Annotated in this window: 20 protein-coding genes and 2 pseudogenes; 16 read left to right on the top strand and 6 right to left on the bottom strand. The window is 69.6% G+C overall.

The genetic code is table 11. The features are described from left to right. Positions 1-91: 91 nt before the first annotated feature. Entirely contained in the window at positions 92-901 is an 810-nt protein-coding gene (locus tag ABZV38_RS24220) for a DNA-formamidopyrimidine glycosylase family protein (protein ID WP_356330128.1), read from the bottom strand. Between the two features lie 82 nt (positions 902-983). Further along, entirely contained in the window at positions 984-1,472 is a 489-nt protein-coding gene (locus tag ABZV38_RS24215) for a ribose-5-phosphate isomerase (RefSeq protein ID WP_356330126.1), read from the bottom strand. Between the two features lie 251 nt (positions 1,473-1,723). Between ABZV38_RS24215 and ABZV38_RS24210 the strand changes: the two genes are divergently transcribed. Both ABZV38_RS24210 and ABZV38_RS24205 read left to right on the top strand, forming a co-directional pair. Beyond that, the gene (locus ABZV38_RS24210) at positions 1,724-3,193 is read left to right on the top strand and encodes an amino acid permease (protein ID WP_356330125.1); all 1,470 of its coding nucleotides are present in this window, start codon (positions 1,724-1,726) and stop codon (positions 3,191-3,193) included. Positions 3,194-3,478: 285 nt separating this feature from the next. Continuing rightward, positions 3,479-3,688, top strand: a pseudogene (locus ABZV38_RS24205) (FAD-binding protein); the annotation flags it as partial. Positions 3,689-3,704: 16 nt separating this feature from the next. On the opposite strand, the gene ABZV38_RS24200 reads toward ABZV38_RS24205, so the two are convergent. Continuing rightward, entirely contained in the window at positions 3,705-4,298 is a 594-nt protein-coding gene (locus tag ABZV38_RS24200; RefSeq protein WP_356330123.1) for a biotin transporter BioY, read from the bottom strand. A 260-nt stretch (positions 4,299-4,558) separates the two neighbouring features. On the opposite strand from ABZV38_RS24200, the gene ABZV38_RS24195 reads away from it, so the two are divergent. After that, positions 4,559-5,974, top strand: a complete 1,416-nt coding sequence (locus ABZV38_RS24195; RefSeq protein ID WP_356330121.1) for an amino acid permease — start codon at positions 4,559-4,561, stop codon at positions 5,972-5,974. A 32-nt stretch (positions 5,975-6,006) separates the two neighbouring features. Next, positions 6,007-6,735, top strand: a pseudogene (locus ABZV38_RS24190) (amino acid permease); the annotation flags it as partial. Here ABZV38_RS24190 and ABZV38_RS24185 read toward each other — a convergent pair. Beyond that, on the bottom strand, positions 6,725-7,357 hold the full coding sequence (locus ABZV38_RS24185) for a histidine phosphatase family protein (protein WP_356330119.1): 633 nt from the start codon (positions 7,355-7,357) through the stop codon (positions 6,725-6,727). The pseudogene ABZV38_RS24190 and the gene ABZV38_RS24185 sit on opposite strands and share 11 nt — an antisense overlap. 302 nt (positions 7,358-7,659) lie before the next feature. Between ABZV38_RS24185 and ABZV38_RS24180 the strand changes: the two genes are divergently transcribed. From ABZV38_RS24180 to ABZV38_RS24160, 5 genes are all read left to right on the top strand, one after another. Further along, positions 7,660-8,301, top strand: coding sequence for a superoxide dismutase (locus ABZV38_RS24180; protein WP_356330118.1), 642 nt, complete (start codon positions 7,660-7,662; stop codon positions 8,299-8,301). A 158-nt stretch (positions 8,302-8,459) separates the two neighbouring features. Beyond that, positions 8,460-8,798, top strand: a complete 339-nt coding sequence (locus ABZV38_RS24175) for a metalloregulator ArsR/SmtB family transcription factor (protein ID WP_030970052.1) — start codon at positions 8,460-8,462, stop codon at positions 8,796-8,798. After that, positions 8,795-9,526: a DUF2071 domain-containing protein gene (locus ABZV38_RS24170; protein ID WP_356330116.1), complete on the top strand. Its 732-nt coding sequence runs from the start codon at positions 8,795-8,797 to the stop codon at positions 9,524-9,526. The genes ABZV38_RS24175 and ABZV38_RS24170 overlap by 4 nt, the downstream gene beginning before the upstream one ends. A 202-nt stretch (positions 9,527-9,728) precedes the next feature. After that, entirely contained in the window at positions 9,729-10,379 is a 651-nt protein-coding gene (locus ABZV38_RS24165; protein ID WP_356330114.1) for a CatB-related O-acetyltransferase, read from the top strand. Next, positions 10,376-11,215, top strand: coding sequence for an MOSC N-terminal beta barrel domain-containing protein (locus ABZV38_RS24160; RefSeq protein WP_356330112.1), 840 nt, complete (start codon positions 10,376-10,378; stop codon positions 11,213-11,215). The genes ABZV38_RS24165 and ABZV38_RS24160 overlap by 4 nt, the downstream gene beginning before the upstream one ends. Positions 11,216-11,272: 57 nt before the next feature. On the opposite strand, the gene ABZV38_RS24155 is transcribed toward ABZV38_RS24160, so the two are convergent. Continuing rightward, positions 11,273-11,851: a TetR/AcrR family transcriptional regulator gene (locus ABZV38_RS24155; protein ID WP_356330110.1), complete on the bottom strand. Its 579-nt coding sequence runs from the start codon at positions 11,849-11,851 to the stop codon at positions 11,273-11,275. A gap of 79 nt (positions 11,852-11,930) precedes the next feature. Between ABZV38_RS24155 and ABZV38_RS24150 the strand changes: the two genes are divergently transcribed. The 3 genes from ABZV38_RS24150 to ABZV38_RS24140 are packed head-to-tail and all read left to right on the top strand — an operon-like array spanning position 11,931 to position 13,008. Further along, positions 11,931-12,125 (top strand): NAD(P)H-binding protein, encoded by a 195-nt coding sequence (locus ABZV38_RS24150; protein WP_356330109.1) that lies wholly within the window; start codon positions 11,931-11,933, stop codon positions 12,123-12,125. Beyond that, positions 12,122-12,562: a TIGR03618 family F420-dependent PPOX class oxidoreductase gene (locus ABZV38_RS24145; RefSeq protein WP_356330107.1), complete on the top strand. Its 441-nt coding sequence runs from the start codon at positions 12,122-12,124 to the stop codon at positions 12,560-12,562. The genes ABZV38_RS24150 and ABZV38_RS24145 overlap by 4 nt, the downstream gene beginning before the upstream one ends. After that, positions 12,511-13,008 carry a hypothetical protein gene (locus ABZV38_RS24140; protein WP_356330105.1) on the top strand — a complete coding sequence of 166 codons (498 nt, stop codon included), beginning with the start codon at positions 12,511-12,513 and terminating at the stop codon, positions 13,006-13,008. Before ABZV38_RS24145 ends, ABZV38_RS24140 begins: the two co-directional genes overlap by 52 nt. Before the next feature lie 155 nt (positions 13,009-13,163). Here the strand turns inward: ABZV38_RS24140 and ABZV38_RS24135 are convergent, their stop codons facing one another. Then, positions 13,164-13,814: a DsbA family protein gene (locus tag ABZV38_RS24135; protein WP_356330103.1), complete on the bottom strand. Its 651-nt coding sequence runs from the start codon at positions 13,812-13,814 to the stop codon at positions 13,164-13,166. Positions 13,815-13,945: 131 nt separating this feature from the next. On the opposite strand from ABZV38_RS24135, the gene pepN reads away from it, so the two are divergent. From pepN to ABZV38_RS24115, 4 genes are all read left to right on the top strand, one after another. Further along, entirely contained in the window at positions 13,946-16,555 is a 2,610-nt protein-coding gene (gene pepN, locus ABZV38_RS24130) for an aminopeptidase N (protein ID WP_356330102.1), read from the top strand. A gap of 261 nt (positions 16,556-16,816) precedes the next feature. Continuing rightward, the gene (locus ABZV38_RS24125) at positions 16,817-17,872 is read left to right on the top strand and encodes a hypothetical protein (protein ID WP_356330100.1); all 1,056 of its coding nucleotides are present in this window, start codon (positions 16,817-16,819) and stop codon (positions 17,870-17,872) included. 168 nt (positions 17,873-18,040) lie between these two features. Then, on the top strand, positions 18,041-21,337 hold the full coding sequence (locus tag ABZV38_RS24120) for a S8 family serine peptidase (RefSeq protein ID WP_356330098.1): 3,297 nt from the start codon (positions 18,041-18,043) through the stop codon (positions 21,335-21,337). Between the two features lie 185 nt (positions 21,338-21,522). Continuing rightward, positions 21,523-22,551, top strand: coding sequence for an aspartate-semialdehyde dehydrogenase (locus ABZV38_RS24115; RefSeq protein WP_356330096.1), 1,029 nt, complete (start codon positions 21,523-21,525; stop codon positions 22,549-22,551). Positions 22,552-22,588 lie beyond the last annotated feature (37 nt).

Here is a 22,588-nt window from a genome sequence, read left to right as displayed (position 1 = left end):
ACGGACCTCTTCCATCTCCTCAGGAGTCACACCTGAAAGAAGATCACAATCTATCCGACGAGGAGCACTTGGGGTACCTAACAAAGCCCTACTAGGCGCGCTGGCAGGTCGGGCACCAGAAGAGGTTGCGGGCCGCCAGGTCCGCCGTGCGGATCTCCGTGCCGCAGATGTGGCACCCCTGCCGAGCCCGCCGGTACACGTACACCTCGCCCCCGTGGTCGTCCACCCGCGGCGCCCGCCCCATCGCCTCCGGCAGGTGCTCCGGACGCACCGTGTCGATCCGGTTGTTCCGTACGCCCTCGCGCATCAGCGTCACCAGGTCCGCCCAGATCGCGTCCCACTCCGGACGGGTGAGGTCCTTGCCCTGGCGGTACGGGTCGACGCCGTGCCGGAACAGGACCTCTGCCCTGTACACATTGCCGACGCCCGCGATGACCTTCTGGTCCATCAGCAGCGCGGCCACCGTGATGCGGCTGCGCGAGATCCGCCGCCAGGCACGTTCGCCGTCCTCATCGGTCCGCAGCGGGTCCGGGCCGAGCCGGTCGTGTATCGCACGCTTCTCGGGTTCCGTGATGAGGGCGCAGGTGGTCGGGCCGCGCAGGTCCGCGTGGTGGTCGTCGTTGGCCAGGCGCAGGCGGACGGTGTCCGTGGGCGGCGGAGCCGGTGTCGTACCGAAGTGGAGCTTGCCGAACAGGCCGAGGTGGATGTGGATCCACCCGGCGTCCTCGAAGCCGAGGAACAGGTGCTTGCCGTGCGCGTCGACGCCGGTGAACCCACGGCCGTCGAGAAGCGCCGCGCTGTCCGAGAACCTGCCCTGCGGGCTGCTGACCCGCACGGGCCCGCCCGCGAACCGGTCGCGGTGGTCCGCGGCCAGGCGGTGGATCGTGTGTCCCTCGGGCACGGCGGCGGCTCTCCTCGGTGACGGGGGATACGGAGAAATGGCTGTGCCGCCGGGCAGGCCGGCGGCACGGGGAGTGGGAAGGTCAGCCCTGCTGCGGGTGGTGGGCCGGGATCGGGGGAAGCTCGCCCGTCGTCTCGTACGCCGTCAGCATCGCGATCCGGCGGGTGTGACGCTCCTCACCCGAGTACGGCGTGGCGAGGAAGATCTCGACGAACTTCGTCGACTCCTCCACCGTGTGCATGCGGCCACCGATGGCCACCACGTTGGCGTTGTTGTGCTCGCGGCCGAGCGCGGCGGTCTGCTCGCTCCAGGCGAGTGCGGCGCGTACGCCCTTCACCTTGTTTGCGGCCATCTGCTCGCCGTTGCCGGACCCACCGATCACGATGCCGAGGCTGCCCTCGTCCGCGGCCGTCTTCTCGGCGGCGCGCAGGCAGAACGGCGGGTAGTCGTCCTGGGCGTCATAGATGTGGGGGCCACAGTCGACGGCTTCGTGGCCTTGGGCCGTGAGCCACTCGACGAGGTGGTTCTTGAGTTCGAAGCCGGCATGGTCTGAGCCGAGGTACACGCGCATGCGTCGAGTGTGGCATGCGGATCGCGGGGTAGCCGTCATCGGGGTCGGGACCCTCCGGGCCGGTCCCGTGCGGAGCCCATGTGCGGAGAGTGTGTGCGCCATTCCACACGGGCAACGATCCGGACAACGATCCGGAAGAGGAGGTTCCGCTTCCGGATTCCGCGGGCTTCAATGCCTGGAACTCGCCGCCCCACCACCCTGCGACGGCGCAGCCACGGAACCGAGTGATCCAGAACGTAAGGATTCGATCCATGACGCAGACGACCCTGGCAGGGCCGGGCCACCAGCCCGGTGAGCCGGGCCGGGCGGACAAGCCGGGCTCCTCGGACGGGCTCCAGGCCGGTCTCAAGAACCGTCACCTCTCGATGATCGCCATCGGCGGGGTGATCGGCGCGGGCCTCTTCGTGGGCTCCGGCGCCGGTATCGCCGCCGCGGGACCGGCCATTCTGCTGTCGTACGCGCTGGTCGGCCTCATGGTCGTCTTCGTGATGCGGATGCTCGGCGAGATGGCCGCGGCCCGGCCCAGCTCGGGCTCCTTCTCCGCCTACGCCGACCAGGCCCTCGGCCGCTGGGCCGGCTTCTCGATCGGCTGGCTGTACTGGTTCTTCTGGGTCGTGGTGCTCGCCGTCGAAGCCACGGCGGGTGCCAAGATCCTGGAGGGCTGGGTGCCGGGCGTCCCGCAGTGGGCGTGGGCGCTGATCGTCATGGTGGTGCTCACCGCGACGAACCTGGTCTCGGTCAGTTCGTACGGGGAGTTCGAGTTCTGGTTCGCCGGGATCAAGGTCGTGGCGATCGCCGCGTTCGTGGTCGTCGGGCTGCTCGCCGTCTTCGGACTGCTGCCCGGTTCGGACAACCCGGGTTCGGGGCTCGCGCATCTCACCGACAGCGGCGGGTTCTTCCCCCACGGTCCGGGCGCCATCCTCACCGGTGTGCTCATGGTCGTCTTCTCGTTCATGGGCAGCGAGATCGTGACGCTGGCCGCCGGCGAGTCGGAGAACCCGCAGCGCGCCGTCCAGAAGGCCACCAACAGCGTGATCTGGCGGATCGCCGTCTTCTACCTGGGCTCGATCTTCATCGTGCTGACGCTGCTCCCGTGGAACGACGCGTCGATCCTCAAGGACGGCAGCTACGTCGCCGCACTGAACTCGATCGGCATTCCGCACGCCGGCCAGGTGATGGACGTGATCGTGCTGACGGCCGTGCTGTCCTGCCTCAACTCCGGCCTCTACACGGCCTCGCGGATGGCGTTCTCGCTCGGCGAACGCGGTGACGCGCCGAAGGCGTTCGCCCGGACGAACAAGCGGGGCGTGCCGCGGGCGGCCATCCTGTCCTCCGTCGTCTTCGGCTTCGTCGCCGTGTTCTTCAACTACCAGTGGCCGGACACCGTCTTCCAGTTCCTGCTGAACTCTTCCGGTGCCGTCGCCCTGTTCGTCTGGCTGGTCATCTGCTTCACCCAGCTGCGGATGCGCGGCATCATCCTGCGCGAGGCGCCGGAGAAGCTGGTCGTGCGGATGTGGCTCTTCCCGTATCTGACCTGGGCGACCATCGCGATGATCTCGTTCGTGCTGGTCTACATGCTGACCGACGACAGCGGCCGTGAGCAGGTGCTGCTCTCGCTGCTCGTCGCGGCAGTCGTGGTGGCGATCTCGCTGGTGCGTGAGGTCCGTCAGCGCAAGGCGGGAGCGGCCGCGGTCACGGCGGACACGTCCGCCGACGCCTGATCGAGCCCGTCCTTACCTGACGGCCGCTGTCAGGTATACCGGGGAGGCTCTCTCCTGCCGCAGATGTCACCGGGCGAACGGAGAGCCTCCCCCTGAACGACCCGTTGCCTGCCCAGATCACCTTCCGCCCCGGCGACCCCGGATATGCGGAGGAACTGGCCGGGTTCCAGACCGGTTTCACGCTCCGGCCCGGACCGATCGTCGGCGTCACCCATGCCGACGCGGTCCGGGCCGCCGTCGTGTACGCCGCCGGGCGCGGGCTGCCCGTCGCCGTGCAGGCCACCGGGCACGGACATGGCGGCGGTACGGGCGCTGTACGCGCAGGTGTCCGGGGTCCTGGAGCCACTGCCCGCGGGCCGGCCGCTGAACTTCTCGGTCGGCGGCAAGGACCGTACCGAAGCACTCCATGACGAGCGGACACGGAAGAGGCTCGCCGGTCTGGTGTCGCAGTACGACCCGGCGAGCCTCTTCGGAACGGTTTACGAGAACGCGTGAGACGCGTGAGCCTCCGTCAGCCGCGGCGGCCGACGAGCTTCCAGGCGGCGGGCAGCGCGCCCATCGCCAGCGCCGCCTTCAGCGCGTCACCGAGCAGGAACGGCACCAGGCCGGCCGCGATCGCGGCGCTCGCCGACATGCCGGTGGACAGCGCCAGGTACGGGACACCGACCGCGTAGATGATCGCGGAGCCGAGCACCATGGTGCCGGCGGTGCGCAACACGGAGCGGTCGCCGCCGCGGCGGGCGAGACCGCCGACCACGGTGGCGGCGAGGAGCATGCCGAGGACGTAACCGAACGAGGCGCCGCCCGCACCGGAGCTGCCGCCGGCGAACCACGGCATGCCCGCCATGCCGACGAGCGCGTACACGGCGAGGGAGAGGAAGCCGCGGCGGGCGCCGAGCGCGGTGCCGACGAGGAGCGCGGCAAAGGTCTGGCCGGTGACGGGGACCGGGGAGCCGGGGACCTGGACGACTATCTGCGCGGCGATGCCGGTGAGCGCGGCGCCGCCGACGACCAGGGCCGTGTCGACGGCGTAGCGGTGCCTGACGGCGGGCAGCAGGTCGGCGAGGACCGCTCCGGTACGGACGGGGGCGGCAGCAGTGCTCATCGGGACTCCGCGGTGGTGAGGGCAGGTGGGGACAGACTGAGGCCGACGTTAGCCCACGGGTTAACGCTCGATCACCATCAGCCACCCACAAAGCGGCGGTTGGCGGATTGGTGGGGTTCACACAAAGGCCGGTACGCAATCACGTGACGGCGTGATGCTCGTCACTGAGGTGAGGGCCTGGAGGGGGCCGCCCGACGGACCGGGTCTCACAGCGTGAGACTGTAGGTTCCCCATAAATTATCCGAGAGTGACCCGCACCCATGCACGGCGCCCCTCCCCCCACGCAGCAGGAACCGCTCTCGCACGGGCTGAAGCAGCGCCATCTGACCATGCTCGGCCTGGGCGGGGTGATCGGCGCCGGGCTCTTCGTCGGTTCGGGTGCCGGGATCGCCGTCGCCGGGCCGGCCATCGTCGTGTCGTATCTGATCGCGGGCGCGCTCGCGATGCTGGTGATGCGCATGCTCGGCGAGATGTCGGCCGCGATGCCCGCCTCCGGTGCCTTCTCCGTCCATGCCGAGCGGGCGCTCGGCCGCTGGGCCGGGTTCAGCGTGGGCTGGCTCTACTGGTTCCTGCTGGTGGTGGTCCTCGCCGTGGAGGCGACCGCCGCCGCACAGATCGCCCACGGCTGGGTACCGGCCGTGGACCAGTGGGCGTGGGTGCTGGCCTTCATGGTGGTGTTCACCGTCGCCAATCTGACCGCGGTGAAGAACTTCGGCGAGTTCGAGTTCTGGTTCGCCGCGCTCAAGGTCGCCGCGATCGTGATCTTCCTGGTGCTCGGGGTGCTCGCCGTGTTCGGTCTGCTCCCGGACACCGATCCGGTCGGGCTGTCCCATCTCACCGGGCAGGGCGGCTTCCTGCCGAACGGCTGGGGCGGCGTCGTCTCCGGTGTACTGACCGTCGTCTTCGCATTCGGCGGCCTGGAGGTCGTGACGATCGCGGCGGCCGAGACCGACAACCCGGCGCGCGCGGTGGGACGCGCGGTGCGCAGTGCGGTCGTGCGGATCCTCTTCTTCTACGTCGGATCCATGCTGGTGATCGTCACGGTGCTGCCGTGGACCGCACAGCAGGCCGGACTGAGCCCGTACGTCAAGGTCCTCGACGCGATCGGGGTGCCGTCGGCCGGGCAGATCATGAGCATCGTGGTGTTCGTGGCACTGCTCTCCGCGCTGAACGCCAATCTCTACGGCGCGTCCCGGATGGTCTTCTCGCTGGCCGAGCGCGGTGAGGGGCCGCGCGGGCTGCTCAAGGTGTCGGGGAGCGGTGGCGGGGGCGGGGTGCCGCGGCGGGCGGTCCTCGCCTCGGTCGCCTTCGGCTTCGTCTCCGTACTGCTCAATCTCAGGTGGCCCGACTCCGTCTTCCTCTATCTGCTCAACTCGGTCGGCGCGGTGCTGCTGTTCGTCTGGGGCCTGATCGCCGCGTCGCAGCTGCGGCTGCGGCGCCGTCTCGAGCGCGAGGCACCCGAGGCGCTGGCCCTGCGGATGTGGTGCTTTCCGTGGCTGACCTGGGTGACGCTGGCCGCGCTCGTGGCCGTACTCGTGCTGATGCTGACCGATGACGCGGCGCGCCCGCAGGTGCTGTGGTCGGCGGGGGCGACGGGTCTGGTGCTGCTCGTCGCGGGGGCGCGGGAGCTGCGGGACCGGCTCCGGGCCGGACCTGGTGGATCCGTCGCCGGATAGGTGCACAGGGTGCGTACCCAGGTGTTCACCGGGTGGCGTTGTTCATGGCGGTCTTCCTCGGCACGAACCTGGCCGCCGTGAAGAACTTCGGCGAGTTCGAGTTCGAGTTCGAGTTCGAGTTCTGGTTCGCCTCGCTGAAGGTTGCCGCGATCATCGTCACCCTCGTGCCGTGGGACGACCCGAAGGTCGCGACGGTCGGCCCGTTCTACGCGACCCTCGACCACCTGGGCATCAGCGGCGCCGCAGAGATCATGAATGTGGTCATCCTGATCGCTCTGCTCTCCGCGATGAACGCGAGCATCTACGGAGCTTCGCGGATGGCCTGCTCGCTGGTCGCCCGCGGCCAGGGCCCGAAGCGGCTCGGCCGGGTCACCTCCGGCGTGCCGCGCACCACGGTGCTCATCTCGTCCGTCTTCGGCTTCCTGTGCGTGCTGCTGAGCTACTGGCGGCCGGACGATGTCTTCCCCTGGCTGCTCAACATGATCGGCGCGGTGATCCTGGTCGTCTGGATCTTCATCGCGGTGTCGCAGCTGCTCCTGCGCCGTCGGCTGGAGCGCGAGGCCCCCGAGAAGCTCGTCGTGCGGATGTGGCTGTTCCCGGTGGGGACGCTGCTGGCGCTGGCGGCCATGACCGGCATCTTCCTGCTGATGCTCCGCCAGCCCGGCACGCGTGACCAGCTGCTGGCGACCGGCGCGCTGACCGTCGTACTGGCCGTCATCGGTGTCGTACGCCAGCGACGGGTCGCGACCGTCAAGGACTGACGTCGGGGGCGCACGGCACGTTGAGGGAGAGCAGTGCGCCGCCCTCGTCCCCCAGCTGCACCTCGCTCACCGCCGCGTTGCGCAAGTGCGGAAGGACCCGGCGGTAGGCGCCGAGCGGGATCGACAGCAGTTCGCACAGCACCAGCCGCAGCAGCGTGTTGTGGGCGACGACCAGCACCCGCTGTCCAGGATGGAAGTGCGCGATCCGGCGCAGCGCCGCCGTCCCCCGGGCCGCCGCCGTGCGCGGGTCCTCGGCCCCGGGGAAGGGATGGGTCACCGGGTCGGCGACATACGCCTCGGCCCAGGTCGGGTCCTCGGCGGCGAACTCGGCGAGGGTGCACCCCTCCATCGCCCCGAAGTCGCACTCGCGCAGATCGTGTTCGCGCCCGGGTACGAGGCCGAGCGCCCGGCAAGCGGGTTCGGCCGTCTCGATGGCGCGGGAGACCGTCGACGTCCAGATCGCGTCGACGGGATGCCGGACCGCCCAGCGCGCCAGCTGCTCGGCCTGGCGGCGGCCCTCGTCGGTGAGTGCGACGTCGCTGACTCCGGCGTAGCGGTTCTCGGCATGCCAGACGGTCTGTCCGTGCCGGACGAGCAGCAGGGTCGTGGGGAAGGTGGTCATCGGCTCTCCGTTCGGGCCCGGGCGTGGGCGGCGAGCGCCCCGGGCAGCCGGCCCCGCCGTTCCAGTTCGTCCCCCAGCTTGAGGTACAGCTCGGTGTGACGGGTGGTGCGCGCCGGATCCGGGCGCAGGACCTCCCCGATTCGGCCATGTGTCCGCCGAGCGGAAGGCCGGTGACGAGAGCGCGCGGGACTGCCTGCGGCCCTGGGCCGAAGGGCTGATCACGTTCTCGCCCTTCCTGCCGTTAGCCTGCTCTTGCGTATAGGTTGCAATAACAATAGAACGGCAGTTGGAGGGTTCGCCCCATGGCCACGTACACACTCCCGGAACTCCCGTACGACTACGCGGCGCTCGAACCGGTCATCAACCCGCAGATCATCGAGCTCCACCACGACGAGCACCACGCCGCTTACGTCAAGGGCGCCAACGACACGCTGGAGCAGCTGGAAGAAGCACGTGACAAGGAGGCCTGGGGCGCCGTCAACGGCCTGCAGAAGAACCTTGCGTTTCACCTTTCCGGCCACATCCTGCACTCGATCTACTGGCACAACATGAGCGGCGACGGCGGCGGCGAGCCCCTCGCGGCGGACGGTGTCGGCGACCTCGCGGCCGCGATCACCGACTCCTTCGGTTCGTACACGGGCTTCAAGTCCCAGCTGACGAAAGCCGCGGCCACCACGCAGGGTTCCGGCTGGGGGGTGCTCGCGTACGAGCCGGTCAGCGGCAGGCTGATCGTCGAGCAGGTCTACGACCACCAGGGCAACGTGGGCCAGGGCTCGGTCCCGATCCTGGTCTTCGACGCCTGGGAGCACGCCTTCTACCTCCAGTACAAGAACCAGAAGGTCGACTTCATCGAGGCGATGTGGCGCGTCGTCAACTGGCAGGACGTGGCGAAGCGGTATGCGGCCGCCAAGGAGCGCGCCGACGTTCTGCTGCTCGCCCCCTGACCCGGGCGCACGGACGTCCTGCCTCGTGATCGTCTTCTCAGCCTTCACCCGGCAGGCGGATGAACGGGGAGCCCCCGCGAGGACGTGACTCGCGGGGGCTCCCCCATGCCCACACACTTAGCTTGTTTGCTAATTAGCTCATGTGCTAAACATCTGACATGGCAACGACCGATGACGAGGCGAGCGCCTTCCGCGCCCTCGCCGATCCGACCAGGCGCCAGATCCTGGAGGACCTCCGAGGCGGCGAACTGGCGGCCGGGGAGATCGCGGCCCGGTTCGCGATCAGCGCACCGTCCATCTCCCGCCACCTCGGTGTACTGAAGGGCGCCGGCCTGGTCACCGAGCGCCGTGACGGCAACCGCATCCTCTACTCGCTGGCCGAGGACCGGCTGGCGACCAGCATCGGACGGTTCCTGAGCTCCGTCTGCCCCGAGCAGATCGTCCTGCGCCACACCAAGTGGCGGTCCGCCACGCAAGAGGAAGGCGGCACATCGTGATCCAGCCCCGACTCTCCAGCGTCATCGAGCGGCGCCTCCTGGTGAACTACCGGGTCGCCCCGGACACCGCCGCCCGTCTGCTGCCCGCCGAACTGCGGCCCCAGTTGGTACGCGGCCACGCCGTCGCCGGCATCTGCCTCCTGCGCCTGGGCTCCGCCCGCCCCACGTGGGCGCCCCCACCGGTGGGTCTGCGCAGCGAGAACGCCGCGCACCGCATCTCCGTCGAGTGGGACGGCCCGGACGGCGTCGAGACCGGCGTCTACATCACACGCCGCGACACCGACTCACGGCTCAACTCCTGGGCGGGCGGGCGCATTTTCCCCGGTGAGTACGGCCGCGCCGACTTCACGGTGCACGAGACGCCCGACGAGGTACGGGTCGCTCTCGCCACCCGGGACGGCGAGGTTCGGGTCGACGTCACGGCCGAGGTCACCGACGAACTGCGCGGCAGTGAACTCTTCACCGATCTCCAGGAGGCATCGGACTTCTTCCGTGCCGGGGCCAGAGGCCTGTCCCCGACGGCTTCAGGCCGCCGTCTCGACGCCATGGAACTGGACACGGACGCGTGGCAGGTGGAGGCCGGGCGGGTCCGATCCGCGCGGTCGTCCTTCTTCGACGACCCGGACCGTTTCCCGCCTGGCACCGCAACCCTGGACAGCGTCCTGGTCATGCGCGACGTCGCCGCCCGCTGGCGCCCGCTCCCGACGAGGGCCACGGCCCGCCGCTGACGCGCAGTGGCCATCGGCCCGTCGTGTCCCTCGGCGCCGGCGGTCCGTACCGGTGGCGCCGGCGTCGGCCCGGCCGCGACCGGCTCGGTGAACCGGCGCTCGCCCCGTACCTTGCGCCGGCGTCATGGCATCGGCCCTCCTCGGCATCGAGCGAGCCCCGAAAAAACGTATGTCCTGCGGGGTGAATGCGATGATGGACGCCATGAGCCCGGTCCCCGCCGACCCCACCGCTGTGCACCCCATGCCCGGACAGCCGCGCGTGGTCCTGCTGAAGCCCCTGGTGACGTCGGAGCTGATCGAGGTCGGCGCCTACTCGTACTACGACGACCCCGATGACGCGACCGCCTTCGAGACCCGCAATGTGCTGTATCACTACGGCCCGGAGAAGCTCGTCATCGGAAAGTTCTGTGCGCTCGGGACCGGAATACGGTTCCTCATGAACGGCGCCAACCACCGTATGGACGGCCCCTCCACGTTCCCGTTCCCCACGATGGGCGGCTCCTGGGCCGACCACTTCGACCTGCTCACCGGACTGCCGAACCGGGGCGACACCGTCGTGGGCAACGATGTCTGGCTCGGCTACGGCTCGACGGTCCTGCCGGGTGCGCGGATCGGACACGGCGCCATCATCGGTGCCGGCTCGGTCGTCGTCGGCGACGTCCCGGACTACGGCATCGTCGGCGGCAACCCGGTGCGGCTGATCCGTACCCGCTACGACGACGAGACCGTCACCCGGCTCCTCGCCGTCGCCTGGTGGGACTGGCCCATCGAGCTCATCACCCGGCACATCCGCACGATCATGTCCGGCAGCGTCGACGCACTCGAAGCGGCTGCCCAGGAGGGGACGTCATGACCATCACCGTTCAGGGACTGGCGTACTACCCCGTCAAGGGCTGCGGGCCGGTCCCGGTCGACCGGGCGGAGATCACCGGGACCGGTCTCGCGCACGACCGTACGTTCATGGTGGTGGACGCCGAGGACGGCGCGTTCCGCAGTCAGCGGACACACCCCGCGATGGCTGCAGTCAGGGCCGAAGTCCTGGACGGCGGCGCCGTGTTGGCTCTCTCCGCGCAGGACCTGGAGCCCCTGAAGCTGCACGTCGACCTGGACGGCCCGCGCCGCGCGGTCAGTATGTTCGACCGTCCGCTCGGCGAGGCGTGCGACCAGGGGGACGCGGTCGCCGAGTGGTTCTCGGAGGTGCTCGGTGCGAGGTCCCGGCTGGTACGGGTCGCGCCCGGCTTCGACCGGGACGGCTGGGGCGAGACCCCCGGCAAGGTCGCCTTCGCCGACGCCCATGCCGTGCTGGTCGCCTCCACCGCGTCGCTGGCCGGCCTCAACGCCCGTATCGAGGCCCGGGGTGACGCGGCCGGCGTACCGATGGACCGGTTCCGCCCGAACATCGTCCTGTCCGGCTCCGACGAGCCGCACTTCGAGGACCGGGTACGCCGGATGGTCATCGGATCGGCCGAACTGGCCTACTCCGTCAGGGCAATGCGGTGCAACGTCCCGCTGGTGGACCAGTCGACCGGCCTCCGGGCGGGCCCGGAGCCGGTCCGTACCCTGGCGACGTACCGCCGCGAACCCGACTACGGCAACAAGGTCAGCTTCGGCGTGAAGAACGCGGTGATCCGCGAAGGTGTGGTGGCCGTCGGTGACCCGGTCGAGATCACGAGCCGGCTCGACGCCTGACGGTTCCGCCCGTCACCCCGCGAAGGACATCCTCGGTCGCTCACCTCTGGCGAGCCGTCAGGCGAGCGAGTCGATCCAGCGTTCCAGCCGGCGGCCCTCGGCGGCCATCAGTTCAGGATCGCGGAAGGTGTTGGTGAGCAGCGAGATCCCCTGGTAGGCGGCGATCAGAGCGACCGCGAGTTCACGGGAGTCACTGCGGCCCATCGCCTGGAACTGCTGCTCGACCCAGTCGAGCAGCACCTGAATGACCTGGGCGACCGACTGGTCGAGACCGTCGGCCCTCTTGTCGAGTTCCGAGGCCATCGTTCCGGTCGGACAGCCGTACCGAGCCGTGAGCTCGCGCTGCTCGACCCAGCCGTTCAGGAGTGCCTTGAGCCTGTCCTGGGGCGCGGGAAGCTCGTCGAGCACGCCGATCATCGACCTCAGGCTCTGTGCGTGCGCGTCGATCGCCGCCTCGACGAGCTGATCCTTGGTCTTGAAGTAGTAGTAGACGTTGCCCAACGGGACGTCGGCCGCTCGCGCGATGTCGGCGATCGTGGTCTGTTCGACACCTTGCTCGTGCAGGACCTGGGCCGCGGCGGCCGCCAGCCTTTCCCGCTTGCCCGACGGCTGCCGGACACCTTTTGAGTGAGTCACCTGACTAACTGTAGACGGGCGACAGGCGACCGGCTATGGTCATGACTAAGTCAGCCAACTAACTAACTCGGGGGTCCTCATGATCGTTGCAACGGGTGCGACCGGAAACGTCGGGCGGGAGCTCGTGCGGATTCTCGCCTCGGCCGGTGAGCAGGTGACGGCTGTCTCCCGGCGGCCTCCGGCGCATCTGCCCGACGGCGTGCAGCACCAGCGGGCCGATCTTGCCGAACCGGAGAGCCTGCGCACCGCGCTCGACGGCGCCGACGCACTGTGAAACCACTGCCCGGCTCGGTGGAGGCGTTCCTCGCCGAGCCGCTCCTCGCCACCTTGACCACCATCCGGCCCGACGGCTCGCCGCACGTGGTGCCCGTCCGCTTCACCTGGGACGGCGCCGCCGGCCTGGCGCGCGTCATGACGATGGCCTCCTCGCGCAAGGCCAGGAACCTGGTCGCCGCTCCGGGCAGCCGCGCCGTCCTCTGCCAGGCGGCGGGCTTCCGCTGGATCACGCTCGAAGGCACCGCCACGGTCCGTGCCGACCCGCTCCGCGTGGCCGAAGGCGTGCACCGCTACACCGCACGGTACGGGTCGCCGCCGCCCGAACCGCCGGACCGGATCGTGGTCGAGGGGGCATCGCGTTCAGCGAGACCATCGTCAAGCCGATGTCCTGGCAGGAGCTCCCGGAAGGTGGCCGTCCGCTCTTCGAGGCGATGAAGACGCAAGGAGTGGGTGAGTCCATGATCCTCGACGACAACGCCTTCATCGAGCAGACGCTGCCCGATACCGTCGCCACCCCTCTCGACCAGCGCGACGTGGACATCTATCTCAGGCCGTATCCCACCAGGGAAAGCCGCCGTCCGTTGCTGCAGTGGCCGCGATCGATGCCGCTGGGCGGCGAACCCGCGGACGTCGTGGCCAGGATCGAGGCGTACGACGCATGGCTGGCGACCAGCGCGGACGTGCCGAAACTGCTGCTCACCTTCGAGCCCGGACCGGGAGCCATGACGGGCCCGGAGACTGTCGACTGGTGCGCGGCGAACATCGCCGGCCTCGAAATCGAGCACCACGACGTGGCCGCCGGACACCACAGTCCGGAGGACCATCCGCTGCTGATCGCCACAACCGTCGCGGCATGGGCGGACCGCCACGAACTCCGCTGAACGGTCTGGCTGTTGCCCCTCCGGAGCCGATTGCCGGACCCGTCCGGATGCTCCACCGGGTGGCCGGGCAGCTGCCGAAGCCCGCCCAGCTGTACGCGTGACGCAGCGCGGTGCGGGTTCCGGGCAGTGGCCGGAACCCGCACCGGGTGGGTAGGTCAGTCGAAGATCGGGCCCTGCGTCCGGGTCCGCTTGATCTCGTAGAAGCCCGGGATCGACGCCACCAGCAGCGTGCCGTCCCACAGCTTCGCCGCGTCCTCACCCTTCGGGGCGGGGGTCACGACCGGGCCGAAGAAGGCGATCTGCTCGCCGTCGGAGCCCGGCACGGCGATGACCGGGGTGCCGACGTCCTGGCCGACCTTGTCGATGCCCTCCTTGTGGGAGGCGCGCAGCTCCGCGTCGTACGCGTCCGAGTCGGCGTACTCCGCGAGCTCGGCCGGCAGGCCGACGTCTTCGAGCGCCGCCACGATCGCCTCACGGGTGGGGCCCTCGCCCTGGTTGTGGAAGCGGGTGCCGAGCGCGGTGTACAGCGGGCCGACGATGTCGTCGCCGTGCTTCTCCCGGGCGGCGACGACGACGCGGACCGGACCCCAGGCCTTGGTCTCCAGCATGTCGCGGTACTCGTCGGGCAGCTCGTCGAGCCTGTTCTCGTTGAGGACGGCAAGGCTCATCACATGCCAGCGGACCTCGACGTCGCGGACCTTCTCCACCTCCAGCATCCAGCGGGAGGTCATCCACGCCCAGGGGCAGAGCGGGTCGAACCAGAAATCGGCGGGCGTCTTGCCGTTGGCCGTGGCGTTCTCAGACATGTCTCTCCTCAAGAGGCGATCGCACCTGTGCGCGAGAACACCGCCGAACGGCCCTGCCATTCCCGCGCGCCCGGGCCGGGAGACACATGGGAGGATCAAACTGTTCGAACGTGACACAAAGGAGTGCACCTGTGCCCGGTCAAAACCTGTCCCGCGAGGAAGCCCGCGAGCGGGCCGAGCTGCTGACCGTCGACGGATACGACGTCGTGCTCGACCTGCGGTCCGCGATCGGTGATCCCGAGGGCGACGGGGGGGACCGGACGGTCGGCCCCCGGACCTTCCGCTCGGTGACCACGATCCGGTTCCGCTCCGCGCGGGCGGGCGCGTCGACCTTCGCCGATCTGTTGGCGCCGAGCGTGACCTCGGTGACCTTGAACGGGCAGGCACTCGACCCCGCCGTCGTCTTCGACGGGACACGGGTGGCGCTGGACGATCTGCCGGAGGGCGAGAACGTCCTGGTGGTCGACGCGCAGTGCGCGTACAGCCGGACCGGCGAGGGCATGCACCGGTTCGTCGACCCGGAGGACGGCGAGGTCTACCTCTACACGCAGTACGAGCCGGCCGACGCGCGGCGCGTCTTCGCGAACTTCGAGCAGCCCGACCTGAAGGCCCCCTTCCGCTTCGAGGTGGCGGCGCCCGAGGGGTGGACGGTCTGGAGCAACGGGGCCGAGGAGTCCCGGGACGGCGGGGTCTGGCGGTTCGCCGAGACGAAGTCGATCTCGACGTACATCACGGCGGTCGTCGCCGGTCCGTACCACTATGTGACCGACTCGTACAGTCGTACCTTCGACGACGGCACGACGCTGGACATCCCGCTCGGTGCGCTCTGCCGCAAGGGGCTCGCCCGGCACTTCGACGCGGACGACATCTTCCTCGTCACCAAGCAGGGCCTGGACTTCTTCCACGACAACTTCGACTACCCGTACCCGTTCGGGAAGTACGACCAGGCGTTCGTACCCGAGTACAACCTCGGCGCGATGGAGAACCCGGGCTGTGTCACGTTCCGCGAGGAGTACATCTTCCGCGGCAAGGTGACGCAGGCGTCGTACGAGAGCCGCGCCAACGTCATCCTGCACGAGATGGCGCACATGTGGTTCGGCGACCTCGTCACCATGCAGTGGTGGGACGACCTGTGGCTGAAGGAGTCGTTCGCCGACTTCATGGGCGTCTTCGCCATGGTGGAGTCGACCCGCTTCAAGGACGGCTGGATCACCTTCGCCAACAACCGCAAGTCCTGGGCGTACCGCGCCGACCAGCTGCCGTCCACGCACCCGATCACGGCCGACATCCGTGACCTGGAGGACGCCAAGCTGAACTTCGACGGCATCACGTACGCCAAGGGTGCGTCGGTGCTGAAGCAGCTGGTGGCGTACGCGGGACGGGACGCGTTCCTGGAGGGTGCCCGGCGCTACTTCAAGAAGCATGCGTACGGCAACACGCAGCTGGGCGACCTGCTGTCGGTGCTGGCCGAGACGTCCGGGCGGGACATGGTCACCTGGTCGCGGTCGTGGCTGCAGACGGCCGGCGTCAACTCGCTGACGCCGGTGGTGACGTACGGCGCGGCGGACCGGATCACCGAACTGGCAGTGCTCCAGGAGGCCGCCGACTCGCACCCCGAGCTGCGGCCGCACCGGGTCGCGGTCGGTCTGTACCGCCGCACGACCCGCGGCGACCTGGTGCGGTACGCGCGCGCCGAGGTGGATGTGGCGGGGCCACGCACGGTGGTCACCGCGCTGGCCGGTGTCGAGCGGCCCGAGCTGATCCTCGTCAACGACGACGACCTCACGTACTGCAAGGTCCGCTTCGACGAGGCGTCCCTCGCCACCCTGCGCGCGCACCTCGGGGACATCACCGACCCGCTGGCGCGGGCGCTGTGCTGGTCCGCGCTGTGGAACCTGACGCGGGACGGGCTGATGCCGGCCCAGGACTTCATCTCGCTCGTGCTGGCCTTCTGCGGCCAGGAGTCCGACATCGGCGTCCTGCAGATGCTGCACGCCTGGACCCGGACCGCGCTCGTCCACTACGCCACCCCCGGGTGGCGTGAGGAGGGCGGACGGGCGCTGGCCGAGGGTGCGCTGAGGGAGCTGCGGATCGCCGAGCCGGGGAGCGAGCACCAGCTGGCGTGGGCGCGCTTCTTCGCGGCGGTCGCGGACTCGGACGCGGACTTCCAGCTGCTGTCCTCGCTGCTGGGGGAGTCCGCGCGGATCGACGGGCTGGAGGTCGACCAGGAGCTGCGGTGGGCGTTCCTGTCCTCGCTGGCCGCGCACGGGGTCGCCGACGAGTCGGTGATAAATGCCGAACTGGCCCGGGACGACACGGCGTCCGGCAAGCGGCACCAGGTGCGGTGCCTGGCCTCGCGGCCGTCGGCAGCGGTCAAGGCGCAGGCGTGGGCGGCCGTGGTGGAGTCGGACGCGCTGTCCAACGCGCTGGTGGAGGCGACGATCGCAGGGTTCGGGCAGTCGTCGCAGCGGGAGTTGCTGGCGCCGTACGCAGCCCGGTACTTCGATGCGATCGAACGGGTGTGGGCCGAGCGGTCGATCCAGATCGGGATGTCCGTGGTCAAGGGGCTGTTCCCGGCGCTGCAGGACGACCCGGCGACGCTGGCGGCGGCGGACGCCTGGCTGGAGGCGCATGCGGATGCGGCGCCGGCGTTGCGTCGGCTGGTGCTGGAGGCGCGGGACGATCTGGCGCGGGCGCTGCGGGCGCAGGCGTGTGACGCGGGGGCGGGGGCCGGCCTCTGACGGGGCGCCCCGGGGCGAGCACGGCAGCGTTGCCCTCAATCCCCGGACGGGCTTGATTTTCGGCCCGTCCGGGGCCGGGGCCGGCGGAATCGGCCGAGGCGGACCGGAGTGGCCCGCGTGGGCTGACGGGACGCACAATCCCCGGCAGGATCGGGCTTTTCGGTTGTCGAACGTCCGTACTTTAGGACGGCATTGTCCTGAATTGTCGACGGGCGTGTAACAGGGGTTAGCCGCACCGCGGCCTGCGGCATACCCCGGAGCATGACCCAGAACACCCCTCTCTCCCCCTGTCACTTCCGCCTCCCCGTCGGCGAACGGCAACGCGTGCTGTCCGTCGAGCAGTTGAAGACACTCGGCGTGTCCCCCGCACGGGCTGCCGCGCAGTGCCGGGCCGGCGGTCCGTGGCAGCAGCCGTTGCCCGGCGTGTATGTGCTGCACCCAGGACCGCCCACCGGCGAGGAGCGCCTGCGGTCCGCCCTGCTGTACGTCGGGCGGCGGCGTACCGTCCCCGCGCAGGGCGGCGCGGCGCGGTCGACCGGGTACGGCGAGGCCATGGTCACCGGCCCGGCCGCGCTCGCCCTCCACGGGTTCTCTCTCGTACCGCCGATGAGTTCGCTCTACCGGATCGACGTGCTGGTGCCGCGCACCCGGCGGCTGCGGTCCGTCCGGTACGTGCACGTGGTGCGGACGACCGAACTGCCCCGCCCCGAGCAGCTCGCCGGCCTGCCGGTGGCCCCCGTGGCACGGGCACTCGCGGATGCGGTCACCGGCCTCGGGGACACTGGCGCCGTACGGCTGCTGCTCACCGAGGCGGTCCGCGGCGGGCACTGCGAACCCGCCGCGGTCGTACGTGAGCTGAGCCGCAGCAAGCTGCTGGGGCGACCGCACATCGTGAACGCCGTCGACTCGCTGCTCGCCGAGGGGCGGGCGCTGGCGGAGAACCGGCTGTACGAGATGGTGCGGACGTACGACCTGCCGGAGCCGCTCTGGAATGTGGACCTGCGGCTGCCGGGCGGCCCGCACCTCGGCGGGGTGGACGCCTACTGGCCCGACCAGGCCGTCGCTGTCGAACTCGACGCCCGGGCACCCCTGCACAGCACGCTCGACGACGACCGGCGCCAGGAGGAGCACGATGCCGGGTGGTTCGCGTACGCCGCCGAGCGGGAGCATCTGGAGCGGCTCGGGGTCACCGTCGTCCACCTCACGCCGAGGAAGCTGCGCATCGCGCAGGAGCAGCAGGCGACCGTGGTGCGCACCGCGCTGATGGCGGCGGCCGACCGCGAACCCGCCGCGTATGTGGTCATCCTGCCCCGGTGACAGGGCAGTTATCGACCCTTTCGTCCCTCCTGGCACATCAGCCCCCATGGCGGAAGTACGCCATGACCGCATCTCGCCTCCCTCAACCCTCCACAAACCCACGTTATTTACGAAAGGCTGAGCGGTCATCCGGTACCGAATTCCGGACTTTCTCTTTCACATACAGGGATGCTGATGACCTCCGAATCCCCCAGCTCCATATCCGGGGCGAGACGCGTGGCCCGAGTCGCGGCCGCCGCCGGTCTGGTGGCCGCACTGGCCGCCTCCGGCGCGGCCCCGGTCTTCGCCGCCGACGATCCGGCCGATGCCCCCGTGAAGGCAGCCGCCTCGAGCGACAAGCTCGGCGCGGCCGACGCCGATGTACTGACCATGGCGAAGGCCAAGGGCCAGAAGAACGTCACCATGATGGTCGCCACCGCGCCCGGTGCGACCGAGCAGGTGGCCGAGCAGCTGGACGCCGTGAAGGGGTCCGTGCTGGGTCGTACGTACGACAAGCTCGGTTACGTACGCGCGACCGTACCGACCGCGACCGCCGAGGCGACCATCAAGGCGGCCTCGAAGCTGACGTCCGTCCACGGCATCGATCTCAAGCAGGAGATCATGCTCGACGACCCGACGCCCGTGGGCGACCGGGCCGCCGGAGCGAAGACGCAGACCACGGGCAGCTACCCGGCGCCCAGCAAGAAGACGCCGGCGAAGAACCCGTACAACCCGTCCTTCGAGACGGGTGCGGTCGACTTCGTCCAGCAGCACCCGAAGGCCGACGGCCGCGGCGTGACCATCGGCATCCTGGACTCGGGTGTCGACCTCGGTCACCCGGCGCTCCGGAAGACCACCACCGGCGAGCGCAAGATCGTCGACTGGGTGACGGCCACCGACCCGGTCGACGACGGCGACGGCACCTGGCTGCAGATGACGGACGCCGTGTCCGGCCCGACGTTCACGTACCAGGACCGTACGTACTCGGCGCCCGAGGGCTCGTACAAGATCCAGCTCTTCTCCGAGGACGCCACCAAGGGTGGCGACATGGCGGGCGACCTCAACCGTGACGGTGACACCACCGACACCTGGGCCGTGCTCTACGACCCGGTCACCGGCACCACCCGCGTCGACCTGAACAACGACGCCGACTTCACCGACGACGCCGTCCTGAAGCCGTACAAGGAGAAGCACCAGGTCTCCTACTTCGGCACGGACGACCCGCGGACCGAGGTGGTCGAGCGCATCCCGTTCGTCGTCGAGACCCGCAAGAATGTGGTCTACAACGCGGCCGGCGACACGTCCGACTTCGTCAACATCGGTGTCATCGAGTCCGAGCACGGCACCCACGTCGCCGGCATCACCTCCGCCAACGGGCTCTTCGGCGGCAAGATGAACGGCGCCGCGCCCGGCGCGAAGATCGTCTCCTCGCGCGCCTGCACCTGGTCCGGCGGCTGCACCAACATCGCGCTCACCGAGGGCATGATCGACCTCGTCGTGAACCGTGGTGTCGATGTCGTCAACATGTCGATCGGTGGCCTGCCGCCGCTCAACGACGGCAACAACGCCCGCGCCGCGCTGTACAAGCGGCTCATCGACACCTACGGCGTCCAGCTGGTCATCTCGGCCGGCAACGAGGGCCCGGGTGTGAACACCATCGGTGACCCCGGCCTCGCCGACCACGTCATCTCCGTCGGCGCGTCCATCTCCAAGGAGACCTGGGCCGCCAACTACGGCTCCAACGTCACCAAGAAGTACGACATGCTGCCGTTCTCGTCCCGTGGTCCGCGTGAGGACGGCGGCTTCGCGCCGATCCTGACGGCTCCGGGTGCGTCGATCAACACGACCCAGACCTGGCTGCCCGGTGGCCCGGTCAAGGAGGCGGGCTACTCGCTTCCGGTCGGTTACTCCATGCTGCAGGGCACCTCGATGTCCTCGCCGCAGGCCGCCGGTGCGACCGCGCTGCTGCTGTCCGCCGCGAAGCAGAAGCACATCGAGCTGCCCCCGGCCGACCTGCGTACCGCGCTGACCAGCACCGCGACCCACATCCAGGGTGTGCCCGCGCACGCCCAGGGTTCCGGCCTGATCAACATCGTCGGCGCCTGGAAGCAGATCGAGAAGCAGGGTTCCCCGGCGCACGAGTACTCCGTGAAGGCCCCGGTCGACACGGCGATCGACTTCGCGCTGAAGACCCCCGGCTTCGGTACCGGCCTGTACGACCGCGAGGGCGGCCTGAAGGCCGGCCAGAAGAAGTCGTACGACGTCACGGTCACCCGCACCACGGGCCCGGACAAGGCCGTCGCGCACAAGCTGTCCTGGAAGAACAACGACGGCACCTTCTCCCTGACCGGCAGCAGCACCGTCTCGCTGCCGCTGGGCAAGCCGGTGACTGTCAAGGTCCAGGCGAAGCCGGGCAGCGCGGGCGTGCACAGCGCGATCCTGCAGGTCGATAACGCGAAGACCTCCGGTGTGGACCAGCAGATCCTCGCCACGGTCGTCGTCGCCAAGGACCTGGTGAAGCCCGCCTACGCGTTCACTGCGTCCGGCTCGGTGCAGCGCAACGGCACCACGTCGTACTTCGTGAACGTGCCTGAGGGCTCCAGGACCCTCGAGGTCGCGATGAGCGCGCTGCGCTCGGGCAGCCAGACCCGGTTCATCTCCATCCACCCGTACGGGGTGCAGATGGAGAACAGCGGTACGCCGTTCTGCTACCCGAACTACGACAACCCGACCAACACCTGCCGCCCGGACGTGCGCTCGTACGCCGACCCGGCCCCCGGTGTCTGGGAGATCGAGGTCGAGTCACGGCGTACGTCGCCGCTGCTGGACAACCCGTTCAAGCTGGATGTCAGCCTGCTCGGCGCGTCCTTCGACCCGGCCGTGCAGACGCTGCCCGAGGCGAAGATCGGCACGCCGACCGCGGTGAACTGGACCGTCACCAACTCCGCGGGCGACCTGCAGGGCAAGCTCAAGGGCGGCTCGCTGGGCTCGGCGAAGGTTGCCACCCCGTCGATCAAGACGGGTGACCAGCAGGTCACCACGGTCACCATCGGTGAGGGCGTCGAGAAGCTCGACGTCGCCATCGGCGGCACCTCGGACGCCAACGCCGACATCGATCTGTACGTCTTCAAGGGCAACACCGAGGTCGGCAGCTCCACCTCCGCGGGTGCGGAGGAGTCGGTCAGCCTGGCGAACCCCGCCGCCGGTACGTACACGATCGTCGTGGACGGCTACTCGGTTCCGGCCGGGACGACCACGTACGACTACCGCGACGTGTACTACTCCCCGTCGCTCGGCACGCTCAAGGTCGACGAGTCGAAGGCCGTGAACCTGGCCAGCGGCGCTTCGGCACAGGTCGGCGCGGAGGTCGTGGTCGGCGGTGCGGCTCCCGAGGGACGCCAGTTCTTCGGCGAGGTGCAGCTGGTGAACAGCCGCGGCACCGCGGCGGGCACCGGCAGCGTCGTGATCGAGAAGGTCACTCCGTAACGGCCCGGATGCATTGTCGGTGACGACAGTGGGGCGGGCGCTCTGCGGAGCGCCCGCCCCACTGCTCTGCCCGGCCCGCACCGGGACACTGTCCGTCTGCCGGACAATGGATTGGACAAGGAAGCCGTGGACATACGCATGATGGAGCGGCAACCGTGCCAGTTCGTACGTTTGAAGGAGTCCCTGTGAAGGTCGGAATCGTCGGCGCCACCGGTCAGGTCGGCACAGTCATGCGCAGGATCCTGGCCGAGCGGAAATTCCCGACCGACCAGCTGCGGCTCTTCGCCTCCGCCCGCTCCGCGGGCTCCACGATCGAGTGGCAGGGCCAGGAGATCACCGTCGAGGACGCCTCCACCGCGGACTACACGGGTCTCGACATCGTGCTGTTCTCCGCCGGTGGCGCCACCTCGAAGGCGCTCGCCGAGAAGGTCGCCGCCCAGGGCGCCGTGGTGATCGACAACTCCTCCGCATGGCGCAAGGACCCCGAGGTTCCGCTCGTCGTCTCCGAAGTCAACGCACATGCGATCAAGAACCGCCCCAAGGGCATCATCGCGAACCCGAACTGCACCACGATGGCCGCGATGCCCGTGCTCCGCCCGCTTCACGACGAGGCCGGTCTCGACGCGCTGGTCGTCACCAGCTACCAGGCGGTCTCCGGCTCCGGCCTGGCCGGCGTCTCCGAGCTGCACGGGCAGGCGTCCAAGGTGATCGCCGACGCCGACAAGCTCACCCATGACGGCGGCGCCGTCGACTTCCCCGAGCCGGCCGTCTACAAGCGGCCCATCGCCTTCAACGTGCTGCCGCTGGCAGGTTCGATCGTCGACGACGGCTCCTTCGAGACCGACGAGGAGCAGAAGCTCCGCAACGAGTCCCGCAAGATCCTGGAGATCCCGGAGCTCAAGGTGTCCGGCACCTGTGTCCGGGTCCCGGTCTTCACCGGCCACTCGCTCCAGATCAACGCCCGCTTCGCCCGCCCGATCGGCGTGGAGCGCGCCCACGAGCTGCTGGCGGGTGCCGAGGGCGTCGAGCTCTCGGAGATCCCGACTCCGCTCCAGGCGGCCGGCCAGGACGTGTCGTACGTGGGCCGCATCCGCGCCGACGAGACCGTGGAGAACGGTCTGGCGCTCTTCGTCTCCGGCGACAACCTGCGCAAGGGCGCGGCGCTGAACGCCGTGCAGATCGCGGAGCTGGTCGCGGCCGAGCTGAACGGCTGACGCCTGTACGTACGTGAAAGGGCGGCCACCGGTGTGC

This window comes from Streptomyces sp. NPDC005181, assembly GCF_040608395.1.
Lineage (GTDB): Bacteria > Actinomycetota > Actinomycetes > Streptomycetales > Streptomycetaceae > Streptomyces.
The sequence above is the reverse complement of the archived record's forward strand: the minus strand, read 5'-3'. Positions and strand labels throughout refer to the sequence as shown.